General features: G+C 72.1%; 23 protein-coding genes. 9 read left to right on the top strand and 14 right to left on the bottom strand.

Annotation, left to right across the window (positions count from 1 at the left end; genetic code table 11):
- Window positions 1-16 precede the first annotated feature (16 nt).
- Complete coding sequence (locus M1P99_RS06965) at window positions 17-1,519, top strand: FAD-binding oxidoreductase (protein WP_304451835.1); 1,503 nt, start codon at window positions 17-19, stop codon at window positions 1,517-1,519.
- Window positions 1,520-1,600: 81 nt separating this feature from the next.
- On the top strand, window positions 1,601-2,338 hold the full coding sequence (locus M1P99_RS06960) for an alpha/beta fold hydrolase (RefSeq protein ID WP_304451834.1): 738 nt from the start codon (window positions 1,601-1,603) through the stop codon (window positions 2,336-2,338).
- Window positions 2,339-2,489: 151 nt separating this feature from the next.
- Here M1P99_RS06960 and M1P99_RS06955 read toward each other — a convergent pair whose 3' ends face one another.
- The 4 genes from M1P99_RS06955 to M1P99_RS06940 form a co-directional block, all read right to left on the bottom strand.
- Complete coding sequence (locus M1P99_RS06955; RefSeq protein ID WP_304451833.1) at window positions 2,490-3,281, bottom strand: succinate dehydrogenase/fumarate reductase iron-sulfur subunit; 792 nt, start codon at window positions 3,279-3,281, stop codon at window positions 2,490-2,492.
- Window positions 3,278-5,311: a fumarate reductase/succinate dehydrogenase flavoprotein subunit gene (locus M1P99_RS06950; RefSeq protein ID WP_304451832.1), complete on the bottom strand. Its 2,034-nt coding sequence runs from the start codon at window positions 5,309-5,311 to the stop codon at window positions 3,278-3,280. Before M1P99_RS06950 ends, M1P99_RS06955 begins: the two co-directional genes overlap by 4 nt.
- A 26-nt stretch (window positions 5,312-5,337) precedes the next feature.
- Window positions 5,338-6,150: a hypothetical protein gene (locus M1P99_RS06945; RefSeq protein ID WP_304451831.1), complete on the bottom strand. Its 813-nt coding sequence runs from the start codon at window positions 6,148-6,150 to the stop codon at window positions 5,338-5,340.
- A gap of 365 nt (window positions 6,151-6,515) precedes the next feature.
- Entirely contained in the window at window positions 6,516-7,571 is a 1,056-nt protein-coding gene (locus tag M1P99_RS06940) for a LysR family transcriptional regulator (protein ID WP_304451830.1), read from the bottom strand.
- Between the two features lie 131 nt (window positions 7,572-7,702).
- On the opposite strand from M1P99_RS06940, the gene M1P99_RS06935 reads away from it, so the two are divergent.
- The 3 genes from M1P99_RS06935 to M1P99_RS06925 are packed head-to-tail and all read left to right on the top strand — an operon-like array spanning window position 7,703 to window position 11,049.
- Entirely contained in the window at window positions 7,703-8,359 is a 657-nt protein-coding gene (locus M1P99_RS06935; RefSeq protein WP_304455608.1) for a succinate dehydrogenase cytochrome b subunit, read from the top strand.
- Window positions 8,360-10,306 carry a fumarate reductase/succinate dehydrogenase flavoprotein subunit gene (locus M1P99_RS06930; protein ID WP_304451829.1) on the top strand — a complete coding sequence of 649 codons (1,947 nt, stop codon included), beginning with the start codon at window positions 8,360-8,362 and terminating at the stop codon, window positions 10,304-10,306.
- Window positions 10,303-11,049, top strand: coding sequence for a succinate dehydrogenase/fumarate reductase iron-sulfur subunit (locus M1P99_RS06925; RefSeq protein ID WP_053615710.1), 747 nt, complete (start codon window positions 10,303-10,305; stop codon window positions 11,047-11,049). Before M1P99_RS06930 ends, M1P99_RS06925 begins: the two co-directional genes overlap by 4 nt.
- 62 nt (window positions 11,050-11,111) lie before the next feature.
- On the opposite strand, the gene M1P99_RS06920 is transcribed toward M1P99_RS06925, so the two are convergent.
- Genes M1P99_RS06920 through M1P99_RS06905 form a run of 4 tightly spaced genes read right to left on the bottom strand, consistent with a single transcriptional unit; the run spans window position 11,112 to window position 13,958 of the window.
- Window positions 11,112-11,510: a type II toxin-antitoxin system death-on-curing family toxin gene (locus M1P99_RS06920; RefSeq protein ID WP_304451828.1), complete on the bottom strand. Its 399-nt coding sequence runs from the start codon at window positions 11,508-11,510 to the stop codon at window positions 11,112-11,114.
- A complete protein-coding gene (locus M1P99_RS06915; protein ID WP_304451827.1) occupies window positions 11,507-11,707 on the bottom strand; it encodes a CopG family transcriptional regulator in 201 nt (66 codons plus the stop codon). Before M1P99_RS06915 ends, M1P99_RS06920 begins: the two co-directional genes overlap by 4 nt.
- 23 nt (window positions 11,708-11,730) lie before the next feature.
- On the bottom strand, window positions 11,731-12,429 hold the full coding sequence (locus M1P99_RS06910; RefSeq protein WP_304451826.1) for an MBL fold metallo-hydrolase: 699 nt from the start codon (window positions 12,427-12,429) through the stop codon (window positions 11,731-11,733).
- Window positions 12,426-13,958, bottom strand: coding sequence for an FAD-dependent monooxygenase (locus M1P99_RS06905; RefSeq protein ID WP_304451825.1), 1,533 nt, complete (start codon window positions 13,956-13,958; stop codon window positions 12,426-12,428). Before M1P99_RS06905 ends, M1P99_RS06910 begins: the two co-directional genes overlap by 4 nt.
- 94 nt (window positions 13,959-14,052) lie before the next feature.
- On the opposite strand from M1P99_RS06905, the gene M1P99_RS06900 reads away from it, so the two are divergent.
- Window positions 14,053-14,649 carry a TetR/AcrR family transcriptional regulator gene (locus M1P99_RS06900; RefSeq protein ID WP_304451824.1) on the top strand — a complete coding sequence of 199 codons (597 nt, stop codon included), beginning with the start codon at window positions 14,053-14,055 and terminating at the stop codon, window positions 14,647-14,649.
- Between the two features lie 41 nt (window positions 14,650-14,690).
- Here M1P99_RS06900 and M1P99_RS06895 read toward each other — a convergent pair whose 3' ends face one another.
- The 4 genes from M1P99_RS06895 to M1P99_RS06880 all read right to left on the bottom strand — a co-directional run bounded on the left by M1P99_RS06895 (window position 14,691) and on the right by M1P99_RS06880 (window position 17,251).
- A complete protein-coding gene (locus tag M1P99_RS06895; protein WP_304451823.1) occupies window positions 14,691-15,374 on the bottom strand; it encodes an N-acetyltransferase in 684 nt (227 codons plus the stop codon).
- Between the two features lie 100 nt (window positions 15,375-15,474).
- Window positions 15,475-16,110 (bottom strand): N-acetyltransferase, encoded by a 636-nt coding sequence (locus M1P99_RS06890; protein WP_304451822.1) that lies wholly within the window; start codon window positions 16,108-16,110, stop codon window positions 15,475-15,477.
- A gap of 51 nt (window positions 16,111-16,161) precedes the next feature.
- Entirely contained in the window at window positions 16,162-16,830 is a 669-nt protein-coding gene (locus M1P99_RS06885) for a TrmH family RNA methyltransferase (RefSeq protein WP_304451821.1), read from the bottom strand.
- Window positions 16,831-16,876: 46 nt separating this feature from the next.
- Window positions 16,877-17,251: a DUF3054 domain-containing protein gene (locus M1P99_RS06880; protein WP_304451820.1), complete on the bottom strand. Its 375-nt coding sequence runs from the start codon at window positions 17,249-17,251 to the stop codon at window positions 16,877-16,879.
- A gap of 96 nt (window positions 17,252-17,347) precedes the next feature.
- On the opposite strand from M1P99_RS06880, the gene M1P99_RS06875 reads away from it, so the two are divergent.
- Window positions 17,348-17,581, top strand: a complete 234-nt coding sequence (locus tag M1P99_RS06875) for a hypothetical protein (protein WP_304451819.1) — start codon at window positions 17,348-17,350, stop codon at window positions 17,579-17,581.
- Window positions 17,582-17,646: 65 nt separating this feature from the next.
- Here M1P99_RS06875 and M1P99_RS06870 read toward each other — a convergent pair whose 3' ends face one another.
- Window positions 17,647-19,854: a prolyl oligopeptidase family serine peptidase gene (locus M1P99_RS06870; RefSeq protein WP_304451818.1), complete on the bottom strand. Its 2,208-nt coding sequence runs from the start codon at window positions 19,852-19,854 to the stop codon at window positions 17,647-17,649.
- A 103-nt stretch (window positions 19,855-19,957) separates the two neighbouring features.
- Between M1P99_RS06870 and mshB the strand changes: the two genes are divergently transcribed.
- Window positions 19,958-20,824 carry an N-acetyl-1-D-myo-inositol-2-amino-2-deoxy-alpha-D-glucopyranoside deacetylase gene (gene mshB / locus M1P99_RS06865; protein ID WP_304451817.1) on the top strand — a complete coding sequence of 289 codons (867 nt, stop codon included), beginning with the start codon at window positions 19,958-19,960 and terminating at the stop codon, window positions 20,822-20,824.
- 8 nt (window positions 20,825-20,832) lie between these two features.
- A complete protein-coding gene (locus tag M1P99_RS06860) occupies window positions 20,833-21,333 on the top strand; it encodes a hypothetical protein (protein WP_304451816.1) in 501 nt (166 codons plus the stop codon).
- 50 nt (window positions 21,334-21,383) lie between these two features.
- Here M1P99_RS06860 and M1P99_RS06855 read toward each other — a convergent pair whose 3' ends face one another.
- The gene (locus tag M1P99_RS06855; RefSeq protein WP_304451815.1) at window positions 21,384-22,409 is read right to left on the bottom strand and encodes a site-2 protease family protein; all 1,026 of its coding nucleotides are present in this window, start codon (window positions 22,407-22,409) and stop codon (window positions 21,384-21,386) included.
- Between the last annotated feature and the right edge of the window lie 73 nt (window positions 22,410-22,482).

Below are 22,482 nucleotides of genomic sequence, written 5' to 3'. Positions count from 1 at the left end.
ACGACGGGAGACACCGATGACCACCTATCGCAACGGCGAGGTCTCGCACTGGATGCGGGCGTCAGGGCCGCCGGCCGCGACGGCCGCCGAACCTTCCCGGCCACCGTCCACGAGCGCCTCCGCGCCGCCCGCCGGCCCCTGCGCGGCGGTCCCCGACCGCGGGTCCGCGCCGCTTCCCGACGAGCCGCAGGACCTCGTCGTCGTCGGCGGCGGACTGACCGGCCTGTGGGCCGCCTACCAGGCCGCCGTCGAGGACCCGGACCGGACCATCACCGTGCTGGAGGCCGAGCACGTCGGCTACGGCGCCTCCGGACGCAACGGCGGCTGGATGTCCACGCTGCTGCCCGGCAACCGCGCCGTCTACGCCAGGGCCGCGCGCGCACGCGGCCTCGACGGCGTCGCCGAGGTCAGCGCCTTCCAGCGCCGGATGAACGCGACCATCGACGACACCCTGCGCGTCCTGGCGGAGGAGGGCATCGACGCGGACCAGCACCAGGGCGGCCACCTCCAGATCGCGACCACCCCCGCCGCGCTGAGACGGCTGGAGCGGGCGCACGCCGCGCACCTCGCCCACGGCTACCGCGCGTCGGAACTCGACCTCCTCGACGCCGACCGGGTCGCCGAGCGCGTGGCCGTCGCCCCGGCACTCGGCGGGCTGCACTACCGGCCCACCGCCCGGGTCGACCCCGCCAAGCTCATCCGGGGCCTGGCGCGCGTCGTGGAACGCAGGGGCGTGCGGGTGCTCGAGGGAACCCGCGTCACGCGCGTCGGAGCCGGAGGGGTCACGACCACCCGCGGCGACGTGCGCGCCACCACGGTCCTGTGCTGCCTGGAGGCCCACTCCGTGCAGGTCGAGGGCGACGTGCCCGGCCTGGGCCGGCGCGAGGTCATCCCCGTCAACTCCTCGATGATCGTCACGGCCCCGCTCCCGGACGCCGTCTGGGAACGCATCGGGTGGGACGGCCGCGAGTGCCTGGGCGACGCGGCCCACACCTTCGTCTACGCCCAGCGCACCGAGGACGGCCGCATCGCGATCGGGGGGCGCGGGACGCCCTACGCCTACGCCTCGGGCACCCCCGGCCCGGGGGTGGTCGACGCCCGCACGGTGCGCACGCTGCGCGACCGGCTCCGGTTCTTCTTCCCCGGCGTGGACCTCACCGTGGACCACGCCTGGCGCGGGGCGATCGGCGTGACCCGGGACTGGTGCGCCGGGGTCTTCTTCGACCCCCGGACGCGCGTCGGTGTCGTGCGCGGGTTCGCCGGCCACGGCGTGACCGCGACCCGCCTGGCGGCGCGGACCCTCCTGGACCGCGCGGCCGGGCGCGACACCCCGCTCACCCGGCTGCCCTGGAACGACCACGACTCCGGCCGGTGGGAGCCCGAACCGCTCCGGTGGGTCGGTGTGCACGCCATGTACCGGCTCTTCGGGGTCGCCGACCGCTGGGAGGAGAGCAGGCACTCCCAGGAGACCGCCCTCATCGCCCGCCTCGGGTCGAGGCTGGCGGGACTGCACGAATGACGAGGACCCCGTCGGGGACTCCCGTTCGCGGTGCCGCCCCCGCGGCGGCCGCGGCCCGGGGCGCGGCGCTATGCTCGCCCGGTGGGCGACATCGCGGTGGTGCGTGAAGGATCCGGGCCGGAGGTCCTGCTCGTGCACGGCGGTGCCGGACCGCGGACGACGTGGGGCGTGTTGGCCCCGCTGGCCGAACGGTGGACCCTGGCCCGCGTCCACCGCCGCGGCTATTCGCCGAGTCCGCCACCGCGCGTGCGCCAGGACTTCGACGAGGACGCGCGGGACCTGGCACCGCTGCTCGTGGGCCGTCCGCACGTGGTCGCCCACTCCTACGGTGCACTCGGGACGCTGATCGCGGCCGCCGCCGTACCGGGTGGCGCGCGTTCGCTCACCCTGATCGAGCCGCCGCTGCACTACCTCGTCCCCGACGACCCGGAGGTGGCGCGGCTGGAGCGCATCGGCGACGCGGCCCTCACCCACGGGATGGACGCCGACCCGGCCGAGTTGCGTGCGTTCCTGCGCCTCGTGGGTGCTTCCGTCGGCGACGGGCCGCTCTCCGAGGGCGTGGTCGCGAGCGTCCGGCGGGCACACGGGAACCGTCCGCCCAGCCAGGCGCGCCCGCGGCTCGACGCGATCCGTGCCGCCGGCGTCCCGGTGCTGGTCGCCTCCGGGGGCCACGCGGCCGCGTTCGAGCGGATCTGCGACGCTCTCGCGGCCGCGCTCGGCGGTGAGCGCGGTGTGTATCCGGGTGCCGGCCACTTCGTCGCCGCGGCACCGGGCTTCACCGAGCGGCTGGACGCCTTCTGGTCCCGAAACCCGTCGTGAGCACTCTGCGGCGGTAGTGTCCCGCGTCCAGGCACGGCCTTCCCGACGCCCCGCGGGCCGCCGCCTGCGGGGCGACGGCGGGAGCGGGGGCGCAGAGGCCCGTGGCCGGAGGGGGATCTCCGGCCACGGGCTCCGGGGGTGGGTCCCCGGTTCAGGTCCCCTTGGCGGGGCGCCGGGTGTGGGGAGCGATCGGCGTGTCCTTCGGTCGCCGACCGATCTTCGAGCCCAGCCACACCAGGGGGTCGTACTTGCGGTCGGCCACCCGCTCCTTGAGGGGGATGAGGGCGTTGTCGGTGATGTGGATGTTCTCCGGGCACACCTCCGTGCAGCACTTGGTGATGTTGCAGTAGCCCATGCCGAACTCCTCGTCGGCGATCCGGCGCCGGTCCGCGGTGTCCTCGGGGTGCATCTCCAGCTCCGCCACCCGCATCAGGAACCGGGGGCCCGAGAAGTGCTCCTTGTTCTCCTCGTGGTCGCGGATCACGTGGCACACGTTGTTGCACAGGAAGCACTCGATGCACTTGCGGAACTCCTGCGAGCGCTCGACGTCCACCTGCTTCATCCGGAAGTCACCGGGAGAGGTCTCCGGATCCGGTGTGAACGAGGGGATCTCCCGTGCCTTCTGGTAGTTGTACGAGACGTCGCACACCAGGTCCCGGATGACCGGGAAGGTGCGCATCGGCGTCACCGTCACCACCTCGTCGTCCTCGAAGACGCTCATCCGCGTCATGCACGACAGCCGGGGGCGGCCGTTGATCTCGACCGAGCACGACCCGCACTTGCCCGCCTTGCAGTTCCACCGCACGGCCAGGTCGGGGGTCTGGGTGGCCTGGAGCCGGTGCAGCACGTCCAGGACGACCTCGCCCTCGTTGACCTCCACCTCGTACTCGGTCAGGGCGCCTTCGCCCGCACCCCGCCACACCCGGAACGTCCGCTTGCTCATGACCGGTCCTCCTGGGTCGATCCGTCCGTGCCGCCCGTGTCGTTCCCGCCGTCCGTCTCCTCCGCCTCGTCCGTGCCGCCGGCCCCGCCGTCCGCGGTCCCCGTCGCGGCCGTCCCGGCGCCCCCGCCGACCTCCTCGGGCAGTTCCTCCTTGGTCAGGTACTTGGCCAGCTCGTCGTGCCCGAACCCGGACATCAGCTCGGCCGGGATGTCGGCGACCGGACGCCGCGACAGCTCCACGTCGCCGTCCCGCCCGAGCCGCACCTCCAGGTTCACCCGCCGCCACTCCGGCGCCATGTCCGGATGGTCCTCGCGCGTGTGGCCCCCGCGCGACTCCGTGCGCTCCAGCGCCGCCCGGGTGATCGCCCGTGAGACCACGAGCATGTTGGGCAGGGCCAGGGCCAGGTGCCAGCCCGGGTTGTACACCCGCTCGCCGGGCGCGCTCAGCAGCCGCGCCCGCCGGACCATCTCGTCGAGCCGGGTCAGCGCCCGCTCCATCTCGCCCTCGCGCCGGATGATGCCGACCAGGTCGTTCATTGTGTCCTGGAGCTCGCCGTGCAGGGTGTAGGGGTTCTCGCCGTCGCCCTGCTTGAGCAGGTCCAGCGCGTCCGCGACCGCCCGCGAGGCGGCCTCGTCCAGTACCTCGCCCGGGGCCCGCCCGTCCAGCCCGTCGACGTAGGCGGCGGCGCCCAGTCCGGCGCGGCGGCCGAACACCAACAGGTCCGACAGCGAGTTGCCGCCCAGCCGGTTGGACCCGTGCATGCCGCCCGCCACCTCACCGGCGGCGAACAGCCCCGGGACGTCGGAGGCGGCGGTGTCGGCGTCCACCCGTACCCCGCCCATCACGTAGTGGCAGGTCGGTCCCACCTCCATCGGCTCGGCGGTGATGTCCACGTCCGCCAGCTCCTTGAACTGGTGGTGCATGGACGGCAGCCGGCGCCGGATCTCCTCCGCGGGCATGCGCGTGGACACGTCCAGGAACACCCCGCCGTGCGGCGACCCGCGTCCGGCCTTGACCTCGGAGTTGATCGCCCGGGCCACCTCGTCGCGGGGGAGCAGCTCCGGCGGCCTGCGGTGGCCCGAGGGGTCGGTGTACCAGCCGTCGGCCTCCTCCTCCGACTCCGCGTACTGCGCGCGGAACACGTCCGGCACGTAGTCGAACATGAAGCGGCGTCCCTCGGAGTTGCGCAGGACACCGCCGTCGCCGCGCACCGACTCCGTGACGAGGATGCCCTTGACCGACGGCGGCCAGACCATCCCCGTGGGGTGGAACTGCACGAACTCCATGTTGATCAGACCCGCGCCGGCCCGCAGCGCCAGCGCGTGGCCGTCACCGGTGTACTCCCACGAGTTGGACGTGGTCCGGAACGCCTTGCCGATGCCGCCGGTGGCCAGGATGACCGCCGGGGCCTCGAAGAGCACGAACCCGCCGTCGGCGCGGCGGTAGCCGAAGGCCCCGGCCACCGCTCCGGAGGCGTCGGTGACCAGTTCGGTGATCGCGGTCTCGGCGAACACCCGCAGCATCGCGTCGGGGTCGCCCGTCTCGGCGGCGTCGGCCTGCTGGAGGGCGACGATCCGCTGCTGCAGCGTGCGGATCATCTCCAGGCCGGTCCGGTCGCCCACGTGGGCGAGCCTGGGGTACTCGTGGCCGCCGAAGTTGCGCTGGCTGATCCGCCCGTCGGGAGTGCGGTCGAACAGCGCTCCCCAGTACTCCAGCTCCAGGATGCGTTCGGGTGCCTCGCGGGCGTGCAGCTCGGCCATGCGCGGGTCGTTGAGGAACTTGCCGCCGCGGATGGTGTCGCGGAAGTGCACGGTCCAGGTGTCGTCGGCGTTGGCGTTGCCGAGGGCGGCCGCCGCGCCGCCCTCGGCCATGACCGTGTGCGCCTTGCCGAAGAGCGACTTCGAGATGACAGCCGTCCGCTTTCCCTGCTCGCGGGCGGCGATGGCGGCGCGGAGCCCGGCTCCGCCCGCACCGATCACCACGACGTCGTAGGCGTAGCGGGTGATGTCCGGTTCCGTGGTGGGGGGCATGTCTGGCTGGTGTCCTTCCCCGGTGCTCAGTTGATGATCCTCAGGTCGGTGATGGTGCCACTGGCGACCAGCGCGATGTAGGCGTCCGTGATCATCAGGGACGCGATGCTCAACCAGCCGAACCACATGTGCCGGTTGTTGAGCACCGACAGCCGCGACCACAGCCAGTACCGGACGGGATGGCGGCCGAAGCTGCGCAGGCGCCCGCCGAAGACGTGGCGGCAGGAGTGGCAGCTGAGCGTGTAGCCCCACAGGAGCACCACGTTGGCGAGCATGACGAGGTTGCCGACCCCGATGCCGAACCCGCCGTCGCTGCCGTGGCCGTAGGCGACCGCCATGTCCCACGTGTTGACCACGGTGATCGCGAAGGCGACGTAGAAGAAGTACCGGTGGCCGTTCTGCGGCAGCATCAGCGGACGGGTCTCACCGGTGTAGGACCGGTGCGGCTCGCGCACGGCGCACGCGGTGGGCGCCTGCCAGATCGAGCGGTAGTAGGCCTTGCGGTAGTAGTAGCAGGTCACCCGGAACAGCAGCAGGATCGGCAGGCTGAGGAAGGCATAGGGCAGGAAGAAAGGGAACTCGAAGGGGAGCCGGCCGAAGAGTGCCGCGTCCGGTGCGCACTGCTGCGCCAGGCACGGTGAGTAGAACGGAGTCAGGTAGTGGTGCTCCTGGACCCAGTAGTGGTCCTGCTGGAAGACCCGCACCGCGCCGTAGACGACGAAGGTGGCCAGCCCCAGTGTCGTGAGGACGGGGCCCAGCCACCATTGGTCCGTGCGCAGTGTGCGCTGGGGGATGCGCACCCGGCCGCCGCCGGGGCGCGTGCTGTCTGTCGAGGTCACCGTGGTCTCCACCTCCTGTGGAGAGGGCCTCGGCCATGCGGGCGGGACGCGGGACCGCCGCTGGTGGCCGTGGCTGCTCTCCGCGTGTGCTGGACGGCTGAGGGAGAAGCAGAAGCGAACCGGTCTGCAACGCAACGCTAGGGCGTTGTGATCACGGTCACGTCCCGTTGGGGGTGGAACGGGAAAGATATGAATGTGAAATAGGCCACTCATGCACGCTTATTTGTTCATGTGTGTCATTGTCTGTGGCGGTATTTAGCCGTATGAGTGTTTTGTGGTAATGGTGGGCGGATGGTAATGGATGTGGCCGTTGGGGTTCCGGTTCTCCGCTCACCGCGCCTCCCGGTGCGCCCGTGCGCCCCGTCCTACCGCGGTGCCCCGGTGCCCGTCGTCCCCTCCGGGCCGTCTCCGTCGTGCGTTCCGCCCGTACCGCCCGTGCCGGGCGCGTCGTCCTCGCCGTGGTCCCGGCCCTCGGCGCGCGTCTCGGCACTGGTGATCAGCACCTCCAGGTCCGGGCCCAGCTCCTCCGGGGTCAGGCCCAGCAGGTACCCGTAGAGGTGGCGCTGGAACGCCTCGGCCGAGTGCGAGGGCACCACGTCCTGGCGCCGCGCCAGCGCGACCGTCCTGAGCAGGCGCGGGCGCGCCAGCGGCGTGCCCCGCAGCCCGTAGCGGTTCTTCAGCACCATGCTCGGGACCACGGCCAGCCCCAGCCCGGCCTCGACGAACCGCAGGACCGCGTCCATCTCCCCGCCCTCCACGGCCAGCAGCGGCTCGAACCCCGACGCCCGGCACGCGCGCAGCGTCGCCTCGCGCACGTCGTAGCCGCGCCGGAACATCACCAGCGGGCGCCCCTCCAGCTCCGTGATGCGCATCGACGCCCGGCCGTTGGGAGAGGGCTGGGACTTCGGGCTGGCCACCACCAGGTTCTCCCGCAGGATCGGTGTCGTGGAGAAGTCCGGGTCGCTGCTCTGCAGGGGCAGGATGATCAGGGCCAGGTCGAGCTCACCGCGCCCGAGGTCGCGGACGAGGTCGCGCGAACCGCTCTCCTCCACCTGGAGTTCGATACCGGGGAAGCGGGTATGGAAGTCCGAGAGCACGTCGGCCAGAAGCCCCGCGCACAGCGACGGGGTGGCGCCCAGGCGCACGCGGCCCCGGCGTACGCCGGCCAGCTCCGCCACCTCGCGGCGGGCGGTCTCCAGGTCGGTGAGCATGCGCTGGGCCAGCGGCAGCAGTGCCTCGCCCGCCGGTGTGAGTGTGATATTCCCCCGGGCACGACTGAATAACGGCGCGCCCAACTCGCGCTCAAGACTGCGGATCTGTTTGCTCAAGCTCGGCTGGGCGACGCGCGAAAGCTCGGCTGCGCGGGTGAAATGGCGTGTGCGGGCCACAGCGACGAAGTAGGCGAGCTGTTGGAACTGCATGCTTCATAGCCTACGGCTATGGACACCAGGGTCCTGATGACTTGGACGTCGGACTTAACCCAAATTTAGAGTGGCAGACTGTGGCGAACAGTACCTTGACCAAGAAGCGGTCTACGGCCTACGGGTCCACGGTGGCGCTCAAGTCAGCAATGGCGGTCACCGGGGCGATCCTTGTGCTGTATTTGATCGTGCACATGTACGGCAACCTGAAGATCTTCTCAGGGCAGGAGGCCTTCGACGGCTACGCGCACTCGTTGCGCGAGCTCGGATACCCGCTCCTTCCCGAGAGCGGTTTCCTGTGGATCTTCCGCCTCGTCCTCCTGGCGAGCGTCCTGATCCACATCTACTCCGCGGTGACGCTGTGGGCCCGCGCCCGCAGGGCCCGCCCCGCGGCCGAGCGCTACCAGGTGAAGAAGCGGGTGCAGCGCACCTACGCGTCCTACACCATGCGTTGGGGCGGCGTGCTCGTCGCGCTCTTCGTGATCTTCCACATCCTGCACCTGACCGTGAACGCGATCGCGCCGGGCGGCGCGTCCGACAGTCCCTACGAGCGGCTCGTCAACGGCTTCCAGCCCGAGTTCTGGTTCGTGACGCTGTTCTACGTGGCCTCCGTCATCGCGGTCGGCTTCCACCTGCGGCACGGCATCTGGAGTGGCCTGGCCACCCTCGGTGTCAACAAGGCCGGCCGGCAGGGGACGATCAACGCGATCGCCGTGGGCATCTCGCTGATCGTGACCGTCGGCTTCCTGCTCCCGCCCCTGGCGGTCACCTTTGGACTGGTGAGTTAATTGTCTGACAACGATCTCTACATCGAGGGCGCCCCGATCCGGGACGAGAAGGCCCCGGAGGGCCCGATCAACGAGCGCTGGGACAAGCGCCGTTTCTCGGCCAAACTGGTCAACCCCGCGAACCGGCGCAAGCTCTCCGTGATCATCGTCGGCACCGGGCTCGCCGGTGCCTCCGCCGCCGCCACCATGGGTGAGGCCGGCTACAACGTCACGTCCTTCTGCTACCAGGACAGCCCGCGGCGCGCGCACAGCATCGCGGCCCAGGGCGGCATCAACGCGGCGAAGAACTACCGCAACGACGGCGACAGCATCTACCGGCTGTTCTACGACACGGTCAAGGGCGGCGACTTCCGCTCCCGCGAGTCGAACGTCTACCGCCTGGCCCAGACCAGTGTCGAGATCATCGACCAGTGCGTGGCCCAGGGCGTGCCCTTCGCCCGCGAGTACGGCGGTCTGCTCGACAACCGCTCCTTCGGCGGCGTGCAGGTCTCCCGCACCTTCTACGCGCGCGGCCAGACGGGTCAGCAGCTGCTCATCGGCGCCTACCAGGCGCTGGAGCGCCAGGTCGCCGCCGGTACCGTCCAGATGAACACCCGCCACGAGATGCTCGAGGTCATCGTGGTGGACGGCAAGGCGCGCGGCATCATCGCCCGTGACATGGTCACCGGCGAGATCGAGACGCACTTCGCCGACGCGGTGGTCCTGGCGACCGGCGGCTACGGCAACGTGTTCTTCCTGTCGACCAACGCGATGGGCTGCAACGTCACCGCCGCCTGGCGCGCGCACCGCAAGGGCGCGCTCTTCGCCAACCCCTGCTACACGCAGATCCACCCGACCTGCATCCCGGTCAGCGGCGAGTACCAGTCCAAGCTGACCCTGATGAGCGAGTCGCTGCGCAACGACGGCCGCATCTGGGTGCCGAAGAAGGGCGGGGACGACCGCGACCCGCGGCAGATCCCCGAGGCCGAGCGCGACTACTACCTGGAGCGCATCTACCCGGCCTTCGGCAACCTGGTGCCGCGTGACATCGCCTCGCGCGCCGCCAAGAACGTGTGCGACGAGGGCCGCGGCGTGGGCCCCGGCGGTCTGGGCGTCTACCTGGACTTCGCCGACGCGATCGAGCGCATGGGCCGCAGTGCCGTCGAGGCCAAGTACGGCAACCTGTTCGACATGTACCAGCGCATCACCGGCGAGAACCCGTACGAGGTTCCGATGCGCATCTACCCGGCCGTGCACTACACCATGGGCGGGCTGTGGGTCGACTACGACCTGCAGAGCTCCATCCCGGGCCTGTTCGTGACCGGTGAGGCCAACTTCTCCGACCACGGCGCCAACCGCCTGGGCGCCAGTGCGCTGATGCAGGGTCTGGCGGACGGCTACTTCGTCCTGCCGAACACCATCAACGACTACCTGGCCGCCGGTCCCTTCGAGGCCATCGACGAGGAGCACCCCGAGGCCGTCGCGGCCAAGGAGCAGGTCACCTCCCGCATCGACAAGCTGCTCTCCATCCAGGGCTCCCGCACGGTCGACTCCTTCCACAAGGAGCTCGGCCACATCATGTGGGAGTACTGCGGCATGGAGCGCAGCGAGGAGGGCCTGTCCAAGGCCATCGAGCTGATCCGCGCGCTCAAGGCGGAGTTCTGGCGCGACGTCAAGGTGCTCGGTGAGAACGAGGAGCTCAACCAGGCCCTGGAGAAGGCCGGCCGCGTGGCCGACTTCCTGGAGCTCGGCGAGCTGATGTGCATCGACGCCCTCCACCGCCGCGAGTCCTGCGGCGGCCACTTCCGCGCCGAGAGCCAGACCGAGGACGGTGAGGCGCTGCGTCACGACGACGAGTTCGCCTACGTCGCGGCCTGGGAGTTCGGTGGCGAGGACAGCAAGCCCGTACTCCACAAGGAAGACCTGGAGTACGAGTACGTCGAGATGAAGCAGCGGAGCTACAAGTGAACATCACCCTGCGCGTGTGGCGCCAGAAGGGCCGTGACGACGAGGGCCGGATGGTCACCTACAAGCTCACGGACGTCTCGCCGGACATGTCCTTCCTGGAGATGCTCGACGTTCTCAACGAGAAGCTCACGTTGGAGAACGAGGACCCGGTCGCCTTCGACCACGACTGCCGCGAGGGCATCTGCGGTGCCTGCGGCGTCGTGATCGACGGCGAGGCGCACGGCCCGGAGGTCACCACCACCTGCCAGCTGCACATGCGCAGCTTCAAGGACGGCGACACCATCACCGTGGAGCCGTGGCGGGCCAAGGCATTCCCGGTCATCAAGGACCTGGTCGTGGACCGGGGCGCGTTCGACCGCATCATCCAGGCGGGCGGCTACATCAGCGCCCCGACGGGTACCGCCCCGGACGCCCACGCCAACCCGATCCCGAAGCCGGACGCCGACCGCGCGTTCGACGCCGCGACCTGCATCGGCTGCGGCGCCTGCGTGGCGGCCTGCCCGAACGCCTCCGGCATGCTGTTCACCGCTGCGAAGGTCACCCACCTCGGCATGGTCCCGCAGGGCCAGCCGGAGCGGGCCTCGCGCGTGGTGAAGATGATCAACCAGCACGACGAGGAGGACTTCGGCGGCTGCACCAACATCGGTGAGTGCGCCGCGGTCTGCCCGAAGGGCATTCCGCTGGACACGATCTCCCAGCTCAACCGCGACCTGCTGGGCTCACTCAGCAAGGGCGTCGGCTGACCGGCACCCCGTCGCACCGGGGCCGCCCTCCTTCGGGAGGGCGGCCCCCTTCGTGGGCGGGACTATTCCGATGTCGGCATGAGCTTCCTGAGCTGTACGGCGATCTCGTGGACTTCGACCAGTTCACCTGTCGTGACGGCGATGACCAGGTCGTAAGCGGAATCCTCGTCGGTGTAGTCGAAGTCCACCCCGTTGAGGCTGAGAAAGGCGTCCGTGCTCAGCCAAGCGAGGCGCTTGTTTCCATCGACCAGCGGGTGACCGATGGCGATGGCCTGCATGAGGGCAGCGGCCTTTTCCCACACGTCCGGGTAGGCGTCCTCTTCGAATGCGGAAGCCCGTGGGCGTTGCAGGGCAGCGAGGAGCTGTGTCTCATCACGTAGTTTCACCGAGGGTAGGGAGTACTCGGCGATCCGGAGGACATTCTCCCGGGTGAGGTAGACCATCATGCCCGTGTCGCTCACTCGGCCAGCCGCGCCAACAGGGATGCGTCGCGCTCGGTCGTCATCTTCACGCGTTCCAGGACCTTCTGAGCCTGGCGACGCTCAAGGAAGTCCTTGACGGCGGTGACGAGCTCGGTGTCGACTGTGTTCCCGTCTTCCTCGGCTGCCGCTTGGAGCGCAGTATGCACGTCTTCGGGGAGCTGTAGCTGCGTGTCCATATGCTGAATGGTACCGAGGAAGGCTAGCTGTCTGTCGGCTTTTCGGGTGGGCGGGCGATCTTCTCGACGCGGGCGCGCGACGCGGGCAGGGCGGCGGGGCGGCCGTGGCCGAAGTGGAGCCGTCGGGGGTCCCCGGCCAGGAGGCGGCGCACGCTCCGGCGCAGCTGTGCCGTGTCCTGGGCGAGAAAGGGGAGACCCGGCCGGTCGCGGCGCACCATGCTCCCGGCCAGCAGGTCCCCGACCAGGGCGTCGCCGCTCTCCCGGTGCAGCAGCGTGACCGAACCGGGAGTGTGCCCCGGTGTGTGCAGGACGTCGAGCGGCACCCCGTAGTGGTCCAGGGCCGTGCCGTCGGTCAGGACCAGGTCCGGGACGAACGCCGGGAAGCGGGTGTCCAGCGTGCGGGACAGCAGCCGCCCGAACGCGTTCAGGGGGTCGTAGAGCACGCTGTTCCCCGCCCCCGCCCAGTGCGCCTCGGCCTCGTGGACCGCCAACGGGACCCCGAGTTCGCGCCCGAGGCGCGCGGCGCCGCCCGCATGGTCGGGGTGGCAGTGCGTCAGCACGACGAGCGAGATCGAGGCCGGGTCCACCCCGGCGCGGGCCAGGCGTGCGAGCAGGCGCTTCTCCCCGCCCGCGAACCCGGTGTCCACCAGCACGGTGCGCTTGCCCCGTACGGCGTAGGCGGTGGAGGCGCCGAGCGGGAGGGGGACGACGGGAGACCTCATCGGACCTCCCCGAGGCGCGCGAGCGGGGCCAGGGCCGCGGACAGGCCGTCGGGCGGTCCGGCGTAGGCGATGTGCCGGTCGGGGCGCACCAGGTAGGCGGCGCCGTACAGCCGGGCCGCCTCCCGCCCCCGGTCCAGCGCGGTCGGTACGGCTCCGGTGGACGCGGCCCGCGCCCAGTCGGGCGTGATCACGCGGACCGCGCAGGAGTCCGGCACGGACAGCCCCTCGGCCTGGGCCGCGTCGGTGAGCAGGACGGTGTGGCGGTCGGGCGGCAGTAGGTCGTGCAGGCGCCGGGAGCGGTCCGCGCGGCCGTCGAAGAACTCCAGGTCCGGCAGCCGGTCGCCGCCCGCCAGGCCGCGCACGCGGCCGTCGTTGCCCGGGGCGCGCCGGTAGCCGTGGTCGAGCTGGGAGAAGCGCCGGGCCAGGGCGCGCCGGGCCCGGGGCGAGGACCGGAGCACCGTCAGGGCCGCGTCGCGGACGTGGCGGCGCGGGTCGCCGCGCAGCAGCATCATCTGGGCGCCGCGGTGGGTGAAGGCGATGACCTGGGCGGCCACGGGGTGGCGTTCGTCCTCGTAGGCGTCCAGGGCGTCGGCGTCGCCGCGCGCGGCGGCGGCCAGCCGCCAGGCCAGGTTCATCGCGTCGCCCATCCCGAGGTTGAGGCCCTGGCCGCCGAAGGGGGTGTGGACGTGTCCGGCGTCCCCCGCCAGGAAGACGCGCCGGTCGCGGTAGCGGACGGCCTGCTCGTGCGCCAGTGAGAAGGTCCAGAACTGGTCGACCGAGCGGATGGTGCCCTCGATGCCGGTGCGGGCCATCGCGCTCTGCGCGTCGCGCAGATCCGGCTCCACACCGGGGGTGGCGGTGTAGGCCAGCCGGTAGCGGCGCTCGCCCGGGAGCGGGAAGACGCCGAAGATGCCCTCGGTGTCGCCGGAGAAGGTCATCTCGTTGCGGGGCAGCGGCCAGTCGACGACGGCGTCGCACAGCACCCAGTCGTCGGCGTAGGGGGCGCCCACGCGCTCGATGCCCAGGAGTTCGCGCACAGTGCTGTGCGCCCCGTCGCAGCCGACCAGCCACCGCGCGCGGATGGTGGAGGAACGGCCGTCGGTGACGACCGTGGCGCTGACCCCGTCGGCGTCCTGTGCGAAGCCGGTGCACTCCGTGCCGCGCTCCACCCGCACACCCCGCTCCGCGAGCAGGTCGATGAGCAGGTGCTCGGTCCGGGCCTGCGGGATGTCGACCATGAACGGATAGGCGGTGTCCGCGAGCGTGCGGAAGTCCACCGCGATCCGGTCGCGGTGCCCGGTCCGCAGGCACAGCACGTCCACACGCTGGCCTTCGGCCAGGACGGCGTCGGCCACGCCGAGGTCGCGCAGGTGTTCAAGGGTGCGCGCGTGCAGGGCCGCGGACTTGGTCAGTTCGAGGACGCCCGCGTGCTTGTCGATGATCCGGACTGCGGTGCCGAGGGCGTGGAGCCGGGCGGCGAGGGCGAGTCCGGTGGGGCCCGCCCCGACGATGAGGACGTCGGTGTCCATCACACCACTCCTAAATCGAATGTTCGTTCTTTTAAGACTCTCTCTCCGGAGGGCGGTCTCTGTCAAGAGCGAACGTTCGTTCTATGATGGGGAGATGCCACGAGTCACCGACGCGTATCTGTCCGAGCGCCGCGAGCACATCCTCTCCTCGGCCGCCACGTGCTTCGTCCGCGAGGGGTTCCACCGCACGTCCATGCGGGACGTGATCACCGAGGCGGGCCTGTCCCCGGGTGCGGTCTACCGCTACTTCCGGGGCAAGCGCGACATCATCGCCGCGATCTCCCTGGGCGCGGTCACCGCCGTGAGCGAGGCGGTGCGCGCGTCCGTGGGGCGTGAGCAGTCCCTTCCGGACCTCGTGGCCGGACTCCCCGCAGCGATCGAGGCCCTGGACCGGGCCGACGACCGGACCCGTCTGGCGGTGCAGGCGTGGGGCGAGGCCCTGCGCGACCCGGTTCTGGGCGAGGCCCTGCACGGGGGGGTCGAGGGCGTGCTCGCCGCCCTGCGCGAGCGCGTCGACCTCGCGAGGACGACCGGGGAGGTCCCCGAGGACGTCGACCCGCACGCGGTGGCCCGCGTGGTGCTCGGCATCGTGCAGGGCTTCATCCTCCAGCGGGCCTGGGACCCCGGACTGACCGCCGCCGACTACGGGCGCGGCGCGGCCGCCGTGGTCGGCGGCCTGCTCGCGCCCTGACCGGGCGCCGGGTGCTCCTCCGGGGTGTCGGAGGGTCGCGCTCAGGCCGCCGAGCCGCGCATCAGGCAGTAGGTCGACGGGTAGCGCGCGTCGTTGAGCACGCGTACCACCCGGAAACCGAACCGCTCGAAGTAGCCGAGGTTGGCCGAGTTCATCGTCTCCAGGTACACCGGTACGCCGTCGGAGTCAGCCCGGGCCAGGCCCGCGCGCAGGAGGCGCGAACCCACGCCGGTGCCGCGCGCGACCGGGTCGGTGCCGAGCATGGACAGGTACCAGTGCGGCTCCTCCGGTCTGCTGTGGGCCAGTTCCCCGAGGTAGCGCACCACCTCGGGGATGTGCCGCGGGCCGACCAGGGCGGCCAGGTGGGGGAGGGAGCGCACGAGGAACGGGGCGCCCGTGGGCGCGCCCTCCGGCGGCTTCCACAGCGCGGCCCCCCGGACCACCGGGGAGGGCGCCGCACCGGAGGCGCCCGGTGGGGGCGGCCCGCTCCGCCGCGAAGCGGCCGCCGGAGACACCACCACGGCGGCGTTCTCGCGGGGGACGTGGCCGAATCCGGCGACGATGGCACTGAGCCTGACCGTGCGGGCCATGCGCGTGTCGTCGTCCGGGAACAGCCATCGGGGGAGCGGATCGTTGGCGAAGGCGCGGCCGAGCACCCGTGCCACGCCCGGCACGTCGTTCATGGTCGCGGTGCGGACGGCCTCGGCCGTCGACGTGGGGGGCATGCGCGATGCCTCTTCCGTCCATGGGCTGCTGGGTCATCGCTCATGGTAGATCACGGAATCATCACGAGAGGGCGGTTCTCCGGAATCGTCCGGACGGACCTCAGGCCGGGTCGCGCCGCAGGAAGGTCGTGGTGCCCACGCCCGGGTGCTCGACCTCGCGCACCACGTCGAAACCGAAGCGTTCGTAGAACCCCACGCACTTGTCGTTGAGCGTCTGGGTGAACACCGGCAGGGACTCGGAGTCGGCCCGGTCCAGCTCGGCGGTCAGCAGGCTTCCCGCGATGCCCTGTCCCTCGACCGCCGGGTCCACCCCGAGCGCGGCCAGGTACAGGTGGGGCTCCTGGGGCGCGGCGAGCTTCCACTCCGCGAACACGCGCACGAACGAGCCCAGGTTGGCGCGGCCGACCAGCGACACCCAGTGCGGCCACGCGCGCAGCGCCACCAGCTGGCCCTCGGGGTTGCTGGCGGGCGGCGCCCACAGCGCCGCCGCGCGGATCGTGGGGGAGTCCTCGGGCCCGTCCGACATCGTGGTCACGCGCGTCTCACCCGCGGGGACGTAGCCGAACCCGGACACCAGCGCGAAGAAGCGGCGGGTCCGGGCCATGCGCAGGTCGTCGTCGGGGAACAGCCACCGCAGGAGCGGGTCGTCGTAGCAGCTCCGGCTCAGCACCCGGGCGACCCCGGGCACGTCGTCCATCGTGGCGAAGCGGGCTGTGGACGTGACGGTCGAACTCATCCGAGCACTCTCTGGTAGGGGGCCTTGCCCTCATCCTAGATCACGGCGCGGTCACGAAACCGGAGTCGCGGGCGTGGCCCTGGTCATGCCCGCGACGGGCTGGTCGAACACGTGCGCGCGGACCCAGGCGTGCATCGCCACCGCCGCGGCCGCTCCCGCGTTGATGGAGCGGGTCGACCCGAACTGGGCGATCGACAGCACGGCCTCGCACACCTCGCGCACGCCCTCCGAGAGCCCGGGGCCCTCCTGGCCGAACACCAGGACCGCCTCCCGGGGCAGCGGGTAGGTCTCCAACGGAACCGCGCCCGGCAGGTTGTCGATCCCGATCAGCGGCAGGCCGGACTCCTCGGCCCACGCCACGAGCGCGGCGGGGTCGGGGTGGTGGTGGACGTGCTGGTAGCGGTCGGTGACCATGGCGCCCCGCCGGTTCCAGCGGCGCCGGCCCACGATGTGCACGGCCGCGCACCCGAAGGCGTTGGCGGTGCGCACGACGGATCCGATGTTGAAGTCGTGCTCCCAGTTCTCCACGGCGACGTGGAAGGGGTGGCGCACGGCGTCCAGGTCGGCGACGATCGCCTCGCGGCGCCAGTACCGGTAGCGGTCGACGACGTTGCGCCGATCGCCCTCGGCCAGCAGGACGGGGTCGTAGTGGTCGCCGTCGGGCCAGGGGCCCGTCCAGGGGCCCACACCGACCTCGCGGGTCTCGTCGTGCTCGTTCATCCAGTCCAGCTTACGGACGCCCCGCGTCGCTCCGCCCGGCCGGGCCTCAGTCGATGCGGTGGCGCTTCCTCCGGGCCAGAAGCAGACCCGCCCGCCAGCCCAGCATGGTCGCGGCGAGGAAGACGGACGTGACGGCGACGAAGCTGAACGGGGCGTTCTCACCGGTGGCCAGGCGCAGCGCCATGGCGCCCGCCACGGTCACCGCCCACACGAAGACCCCGGTCGGCCAGATCCGCTCGGGCAGCCGCCAGGCCTGGGTGACGATCCACCCCAGCACCATCGCCGCCGCGAACGGCCACGCGGTCCCGACGATCCCCGCCAGGGCGGTCCCCGCGCCGTGGTCGGCCCGGCCGATCACGACGAAGGCCAGGACGCAGAGCAGGTCGGCCGCCAACGCGAGCGGCACCGCAAACGAACGCATGGGCCCAGGCTAGATCGCGTTCCGCGTCCCGCCGCACCGGGGGCCGGCCTGGAGGGGATCGACGGGCACCACTACACCGGCACCTTCGCCAAGGAGGTGTTCTTCGGCACCGCCGGGGACGAGGGCACGGGGCCGGTCGACCACACCTTCGACCCGTGGACCGACGACGAGGGCTACCCCCTGCTGTTCACCGTCCACTCCGAGCCCGACTTCGGCGACGGGCCGGTGCCCGGCACCGACATCACGGTCTACCTCGGCTTCAACGAGGACGTGGACATCGAGGTCCCGGCCGAGTCCGAGATCGAGCCGGGGAGGCCGTCCGGCTTCTGAACCACCGGCCCGTGCCGGGCGCGTCTCCTCGCGCCCGGCACCGGCCAGGGGCCGCCCGCGCGCCCCTACTCGCCCGTGAGCCCGTCCTTGAGGAACCGCACCTGCAACAGCAGCAGGTTCTCCGCCACCACCGGGTCCGACGGTGAGTGCGTCACCCCCGACAGCGGCAGCACGGTGTGCGGCCTGCCCGCCGCCAGCAGGGCCGAGGACATCCGCTGCGTGTGCGCGAACACCACGTTGTCGTCGGACAGCCCGTGGATCATCATGAGCGGGCGCTCCAGCTTGCCCGCGTCCTCCAGCAGCGAACTGCGGCCGTAGGCCTCCGGCTCGCCCTCGGGGGTGCCCAGGTAGCGCTCGGTGTAGTGGGTGTCGTACAGCCGCCAGTCGATCACCGGCGCGCCCGCCACCGCCGCGTGGAACACGTCCGGGCGGCGCAGCACCGCCAGCGCGGCCAGGTAGCCGCCGAACGACCAGCCGTGGATGCCCACCCGCGACGTGTCCAGGCAGTCGAACCGTTCCGCCGCGTCCCGCAGCGCGTCCACCTGGTCCTCCAGCACCGGGGCGGCGAGGTCCAGGTGCACGGACTGCTCCCACTCCACGCCCACACCCGGGGTGCCCCGGCCGTCGGCGATGAGCACCGCGAACCCCTGTTCGGCGAACCACTGCGCGCTCAGGTACGCGCCGCGGGCGCTGAGCACCCGCTGCGCGTGCGGACCGCCGTAGGGCGCCATCAGCACCGGCAGGGGCCGCCCGCCGTCCTGGTACCAGGACGGCAGCACCAGCGCGCAGGGGATCTCCCGCTCTCCGGCACGCCACGTGGTCACCCGCAGGTCCGGCAGGTCCGGGGTCTCGGCGAGGCTGGCGATCTCGCTGAGCTCCCGCCGGGTCTCCGTGCTCGCGTTGCGCAGCACCAGCGTGCGCACGCCCGCGAAGTCCATCGACCGGTGCTGCACGACCATCGTGTCGCCCCGCAGCCGACCCGACCGCAGGCCGCTGTGCGCCTCGGCGTCCGCGGACTGTGAACACCCGTGGCCGGGCAGCTCCACCGGTGCCGACAGCCCCGTGCCCAGGTCCACCAGCCACAGCGACACGTCGCCGGGCCGCCCCGCGGGCGACGCCGAGTACAGGATCCGGTCGCCGTCCACGTCCACCACGCCGCGCACGTACACGTCGGCCGGGCTGACCGGCCGCCCGTCCGCGTACACCCGGCGCGCGCCGCCGTCGGCGTCGCGCGCGATCCACACCAGGGCGCCGCCGGAGGTGTGGGCCGGCACGCCCGGCATGATCTCCACCCACACGTCGTCGGTGTCCGTACGGACCTCGGCCACCAGTCCGGTGGCCGGGTCGGCGCTGAACAGGGTGAGGGTGCGCTGGTCCCGGCTCTGGCCGGTGAACACCACCGTCGGGTTGCCGTCCGGGCCCGTGGTCCATCCGGCCGTGGGCAGGTAGGGGAGCGCGTCATGGTCCCACTCGACCCACACCGGAGCGGGCGGCCCCGACGTCCGGTACGCGGCGGAGGAGGCGACCGGCAGCACCGCCAGGCGCACCCCCGGGTTGTCCGTGCCCGCGGCCGGGTAGCGCAGCGCGGTGGGCTCCTGCTCGGGGCTGGCCGGGTCGTCCACGTACCAGCGCTGGACCGCGGACTCGTCGACCCGGGTGGCCAGCAGCGCCGAGCCGTCCGGCGCCCACCAGAACCCGCGGATCCGGTCCATCTCCTCGGCGGCGACGAAGTCCGCCAGGCCCCACGTCACGTGCTCGTCGCCGTCCTGGGCCAGGACCCGGTCGCCGTGGTCGTCCTCGGCGCCCGCGATGTCGATGACCCGCAGGGCCCCGCCGCTGACGTAGGCCACGCGGTCGCCGCGGGGGGAGACCCGGGGGTCGACCACCGGGGTGGTGGCGGGCAGTTCGCGCGGGTCGGTGTCGTCGCCCACCAGGTCGACGTAGAACAGCCGCCCCGACAGGGTGAACACCGCGCGGGTGAACGCCTCGTCCACGGAGTAGGACACGATGCCGCCGCCGCTCTCGCGCAGCCGTTCCCGGCGGGCGCGCTCCTCCGGCGGCAGGTTCTCGTCGTCGGCGCCCAGGGCGTGGGGGTCGGCCAGGACCGCGTCCGTGCCCCGTTCGGCGTCGTGGACCCACAGGCAGGTGGCGGTGTCGACGCCGTCGCGGCCCCGGAGGAAGGCGACGCGCCCCCCGTCCGGCGAGATCTGGAAGGCGCGCGGCACACCGGTGGTGAAGCGACGGGTTCGGGCGAGTTGGCGAGGAAAGCTCATGGCCCGATTGTGGTCCAGATCGGGGGCGGTCGGCGCACGCGGCCATGGCGGGCGGTGGATGGTTCCGAGGGAGAGGGGCCTTGTGGCCGGTATTGTTCGCTAGGTGATGGACAGGCGACTCATGATGGTGCACGCGCACCCCGACGACGAGAGCATCGTGACGGGTGCGACGCTGGCGAAGTACGCGGCGGAGGGGGTCGGGGTCACGCTGGTGACCTGCACCCGGGGCGAGGAGGGCGAGGTCATCCCCGACGACCTCGCGCACCTGGCCGCCGACCGCGAGGACACCCTCGGCGACCACCGCGTCGGCGAGCTGGACAAGGCCTGTGTGGCACTGGGCGTGCGCGACCACCGCTTCCTCGGCGGGGCCGGGCGCTACCGGGACTCGGGGATGATGGGCGGTCCGGCCAACGACCACCCCCGCGCGTTCTGGGGCGCCGACCCGGAGGAGGCCGCGCGCCTGCTGGCCGGACTCATCCGCGAGGTCCGCCCGCACGTGGTCGTCAGCTACGACGAGCACGGTGGCTACGGCCACCCCGACCACATCCAGGCCCACCGGGTCACCCGCCTCGGCTGCGTGAAGGCCGCCGAGCGCGCGATGCCGGGCACGCCCTGGCAGGTCCGCAAGCTCTACGCGATCGCCCAGCCGGTGTCGCGGATCGAGGCGGTCATCGAGCGCATGACCGAGGAGCCCGGCCCGTTCACGCCACCCGCGCAGGTGTCCGACATCGCGCGCGGCACCCCGGACCGGCTGGTGACCACGCGGGTGGACGCCACCGACCACTGGGCCGCCAAGACCCTGGCGATGCGCGCCCACGCCACACAGATCTCCGTGGACGGCGAGCGGTTCGCGCTGTCCAACGGCATCGCCCAGGAGATCGACGCCGTCGAGTACTACACCCTCCTCATGGGGCCGACGCCGCGCGTCCACCCGGGCGAGTACGAGACCGACCTCTTCGCGGGCTTGTGAGCCGCCCGGTGAGCGACGCCATGGGAGGAGCCGCAGGCTCCGGGTACGGGGTCGCCCCGATCCCCGCCGCGCCCGCGGGTAGCGCCCGTCCGACCGGGGTCGTGTCCGCGGTGCTGACGGTCCTCACGTGCGTCGTCCTGGTGCCGCTCGGCGCGGGAGCGGGCCTGCTCGGCTCGTTCGGTGCGGGCTGGCTCACCCGCTACTGGGACGCGGGGCCGACCGCGCAGGGCCTGGCGGGGGCGGGTCTGCTCGCCTTCGTGGCGCTGCTCTACGGCCTCTGCCGCCTGGTGGCCTGGGGGAGCCGGCGCCAGTCGGCCGCGCTGGCCTTCGCCGCCGGCTACCTGGCCGTGCTCGTGGTCCTGGTCGCCTACGTCCCCGGCGGTGACGTCGTCATCACCGGCCACCTCATGCACTACGGGTACCTCTTCGGCACGATGCTGGCGCTCGTGATCGGCGTGGTGCACAGCGGCCTGGGCCGGCTCTCGCACCCCGCGTCGCCCGCGCGGTAGCGCGCGACGGGTGTTCCCGGGTCGACGGGGCCCGGGGCCGCCCGCAGGCGTCAGCCCCAGAACCGCAGGAGCAACTGACCGTGGAAGACCATGCCGGACACGGCGGGGTTGGGCAGGATCCACTCCAGCAGCGAGTACAGCAGGCCGAAGAAGCCCTGGTTGACGACCGGGAACCAGAGCACGGCGAAGACGGCGACGGACCCGAACAGAGCGTTGGTCCGGGCGACGCCGACCCAGCGGCCCCGGACGAAGGCGGCCAGCACCTCGAACCCGTCGAGCCCGGGCACCGGCAGCAGGTTGACCAGGGCGGCGGTCAGGTTCGCGAAGCACAGGAACGCCAGTGCGGCGATCGCCCAGTTCGTGGTGTCGTTGCCCGGCGGGACCAGGACCGACACCGTCGCCGCGAGCGCGGCGGCGAGCAGGAGGCTGGCCAGCGGGCCCGCGAGCGCGACCGCGACACGGCGGCCGGGCGTGCGGATCCGGTCCCAGCCGACGTAGGTGGGCGGTCCCGTCACGCCGAACGCGCCCAGTCCGAGGTAGAGCACCGGCAGGACCAGGCCCGCGAACGCCTCGCGGTAGGTGAAGGGGTTGAACCGCAGATAGCCGCCACCGCGCAGTGAGCGGTCCCCGGCCAGGTAGGCGGCGAGCGCGTGCGCGAACTCGTGCACCGCGACGGAGACGATCCAGCCCAGCAGGATGAGCAGCGGCGGGATCAGCGGGGTGACGGGGGTGCCCTCCTCCACCCAGTCCATCTCGACCGCGCGCCAGGACAGCCAGCCGGCGAACCCGGCCAGGCCCAGCAGCAGCACGAACACGGGACTGGGCAGGAAGTCCGTCCAGCCGGGGGTGCGCCCGGCCCGCTCGGCGCCGGCCTCGGCGTCCGCGCCGGCCTCGGCGTCCGCCGTTCGCTCGTCCGCGGGCGGCTCCTTCGAGGCGTCGCCGAGGTCGGCCCGGCTCGGCACGTTCAGCGCGTCCTCGGGCATCTTCTCCCACGGATCGACGCCGCGTGCCTGGTCCGGGGCGGGTTCGGACGCGTCGGTCGTCTCCGCCTTGTGCGGCGGCTCGGGCGTGGGCATGGTGCTCCTGCAGGTCGCGGGTCGTTCGCGCTCCAGAGTAGGCCCTGGTGCGCACCCGGTCGCAGCGGGTCGT

This window comes from Nocardiopsis sp. YSL2 (assembly GCF_030555055.1).
GTDB lineage: Bacteria > Actinomycetota > Actinomycetes > Streptosporangiales > Streptosporangiaceae > Nocardiopsis.
Note: the sequence above shows the minus strand (reverse complement) of the source record. Positions and strands in the feature narration are given on the sequence as shown.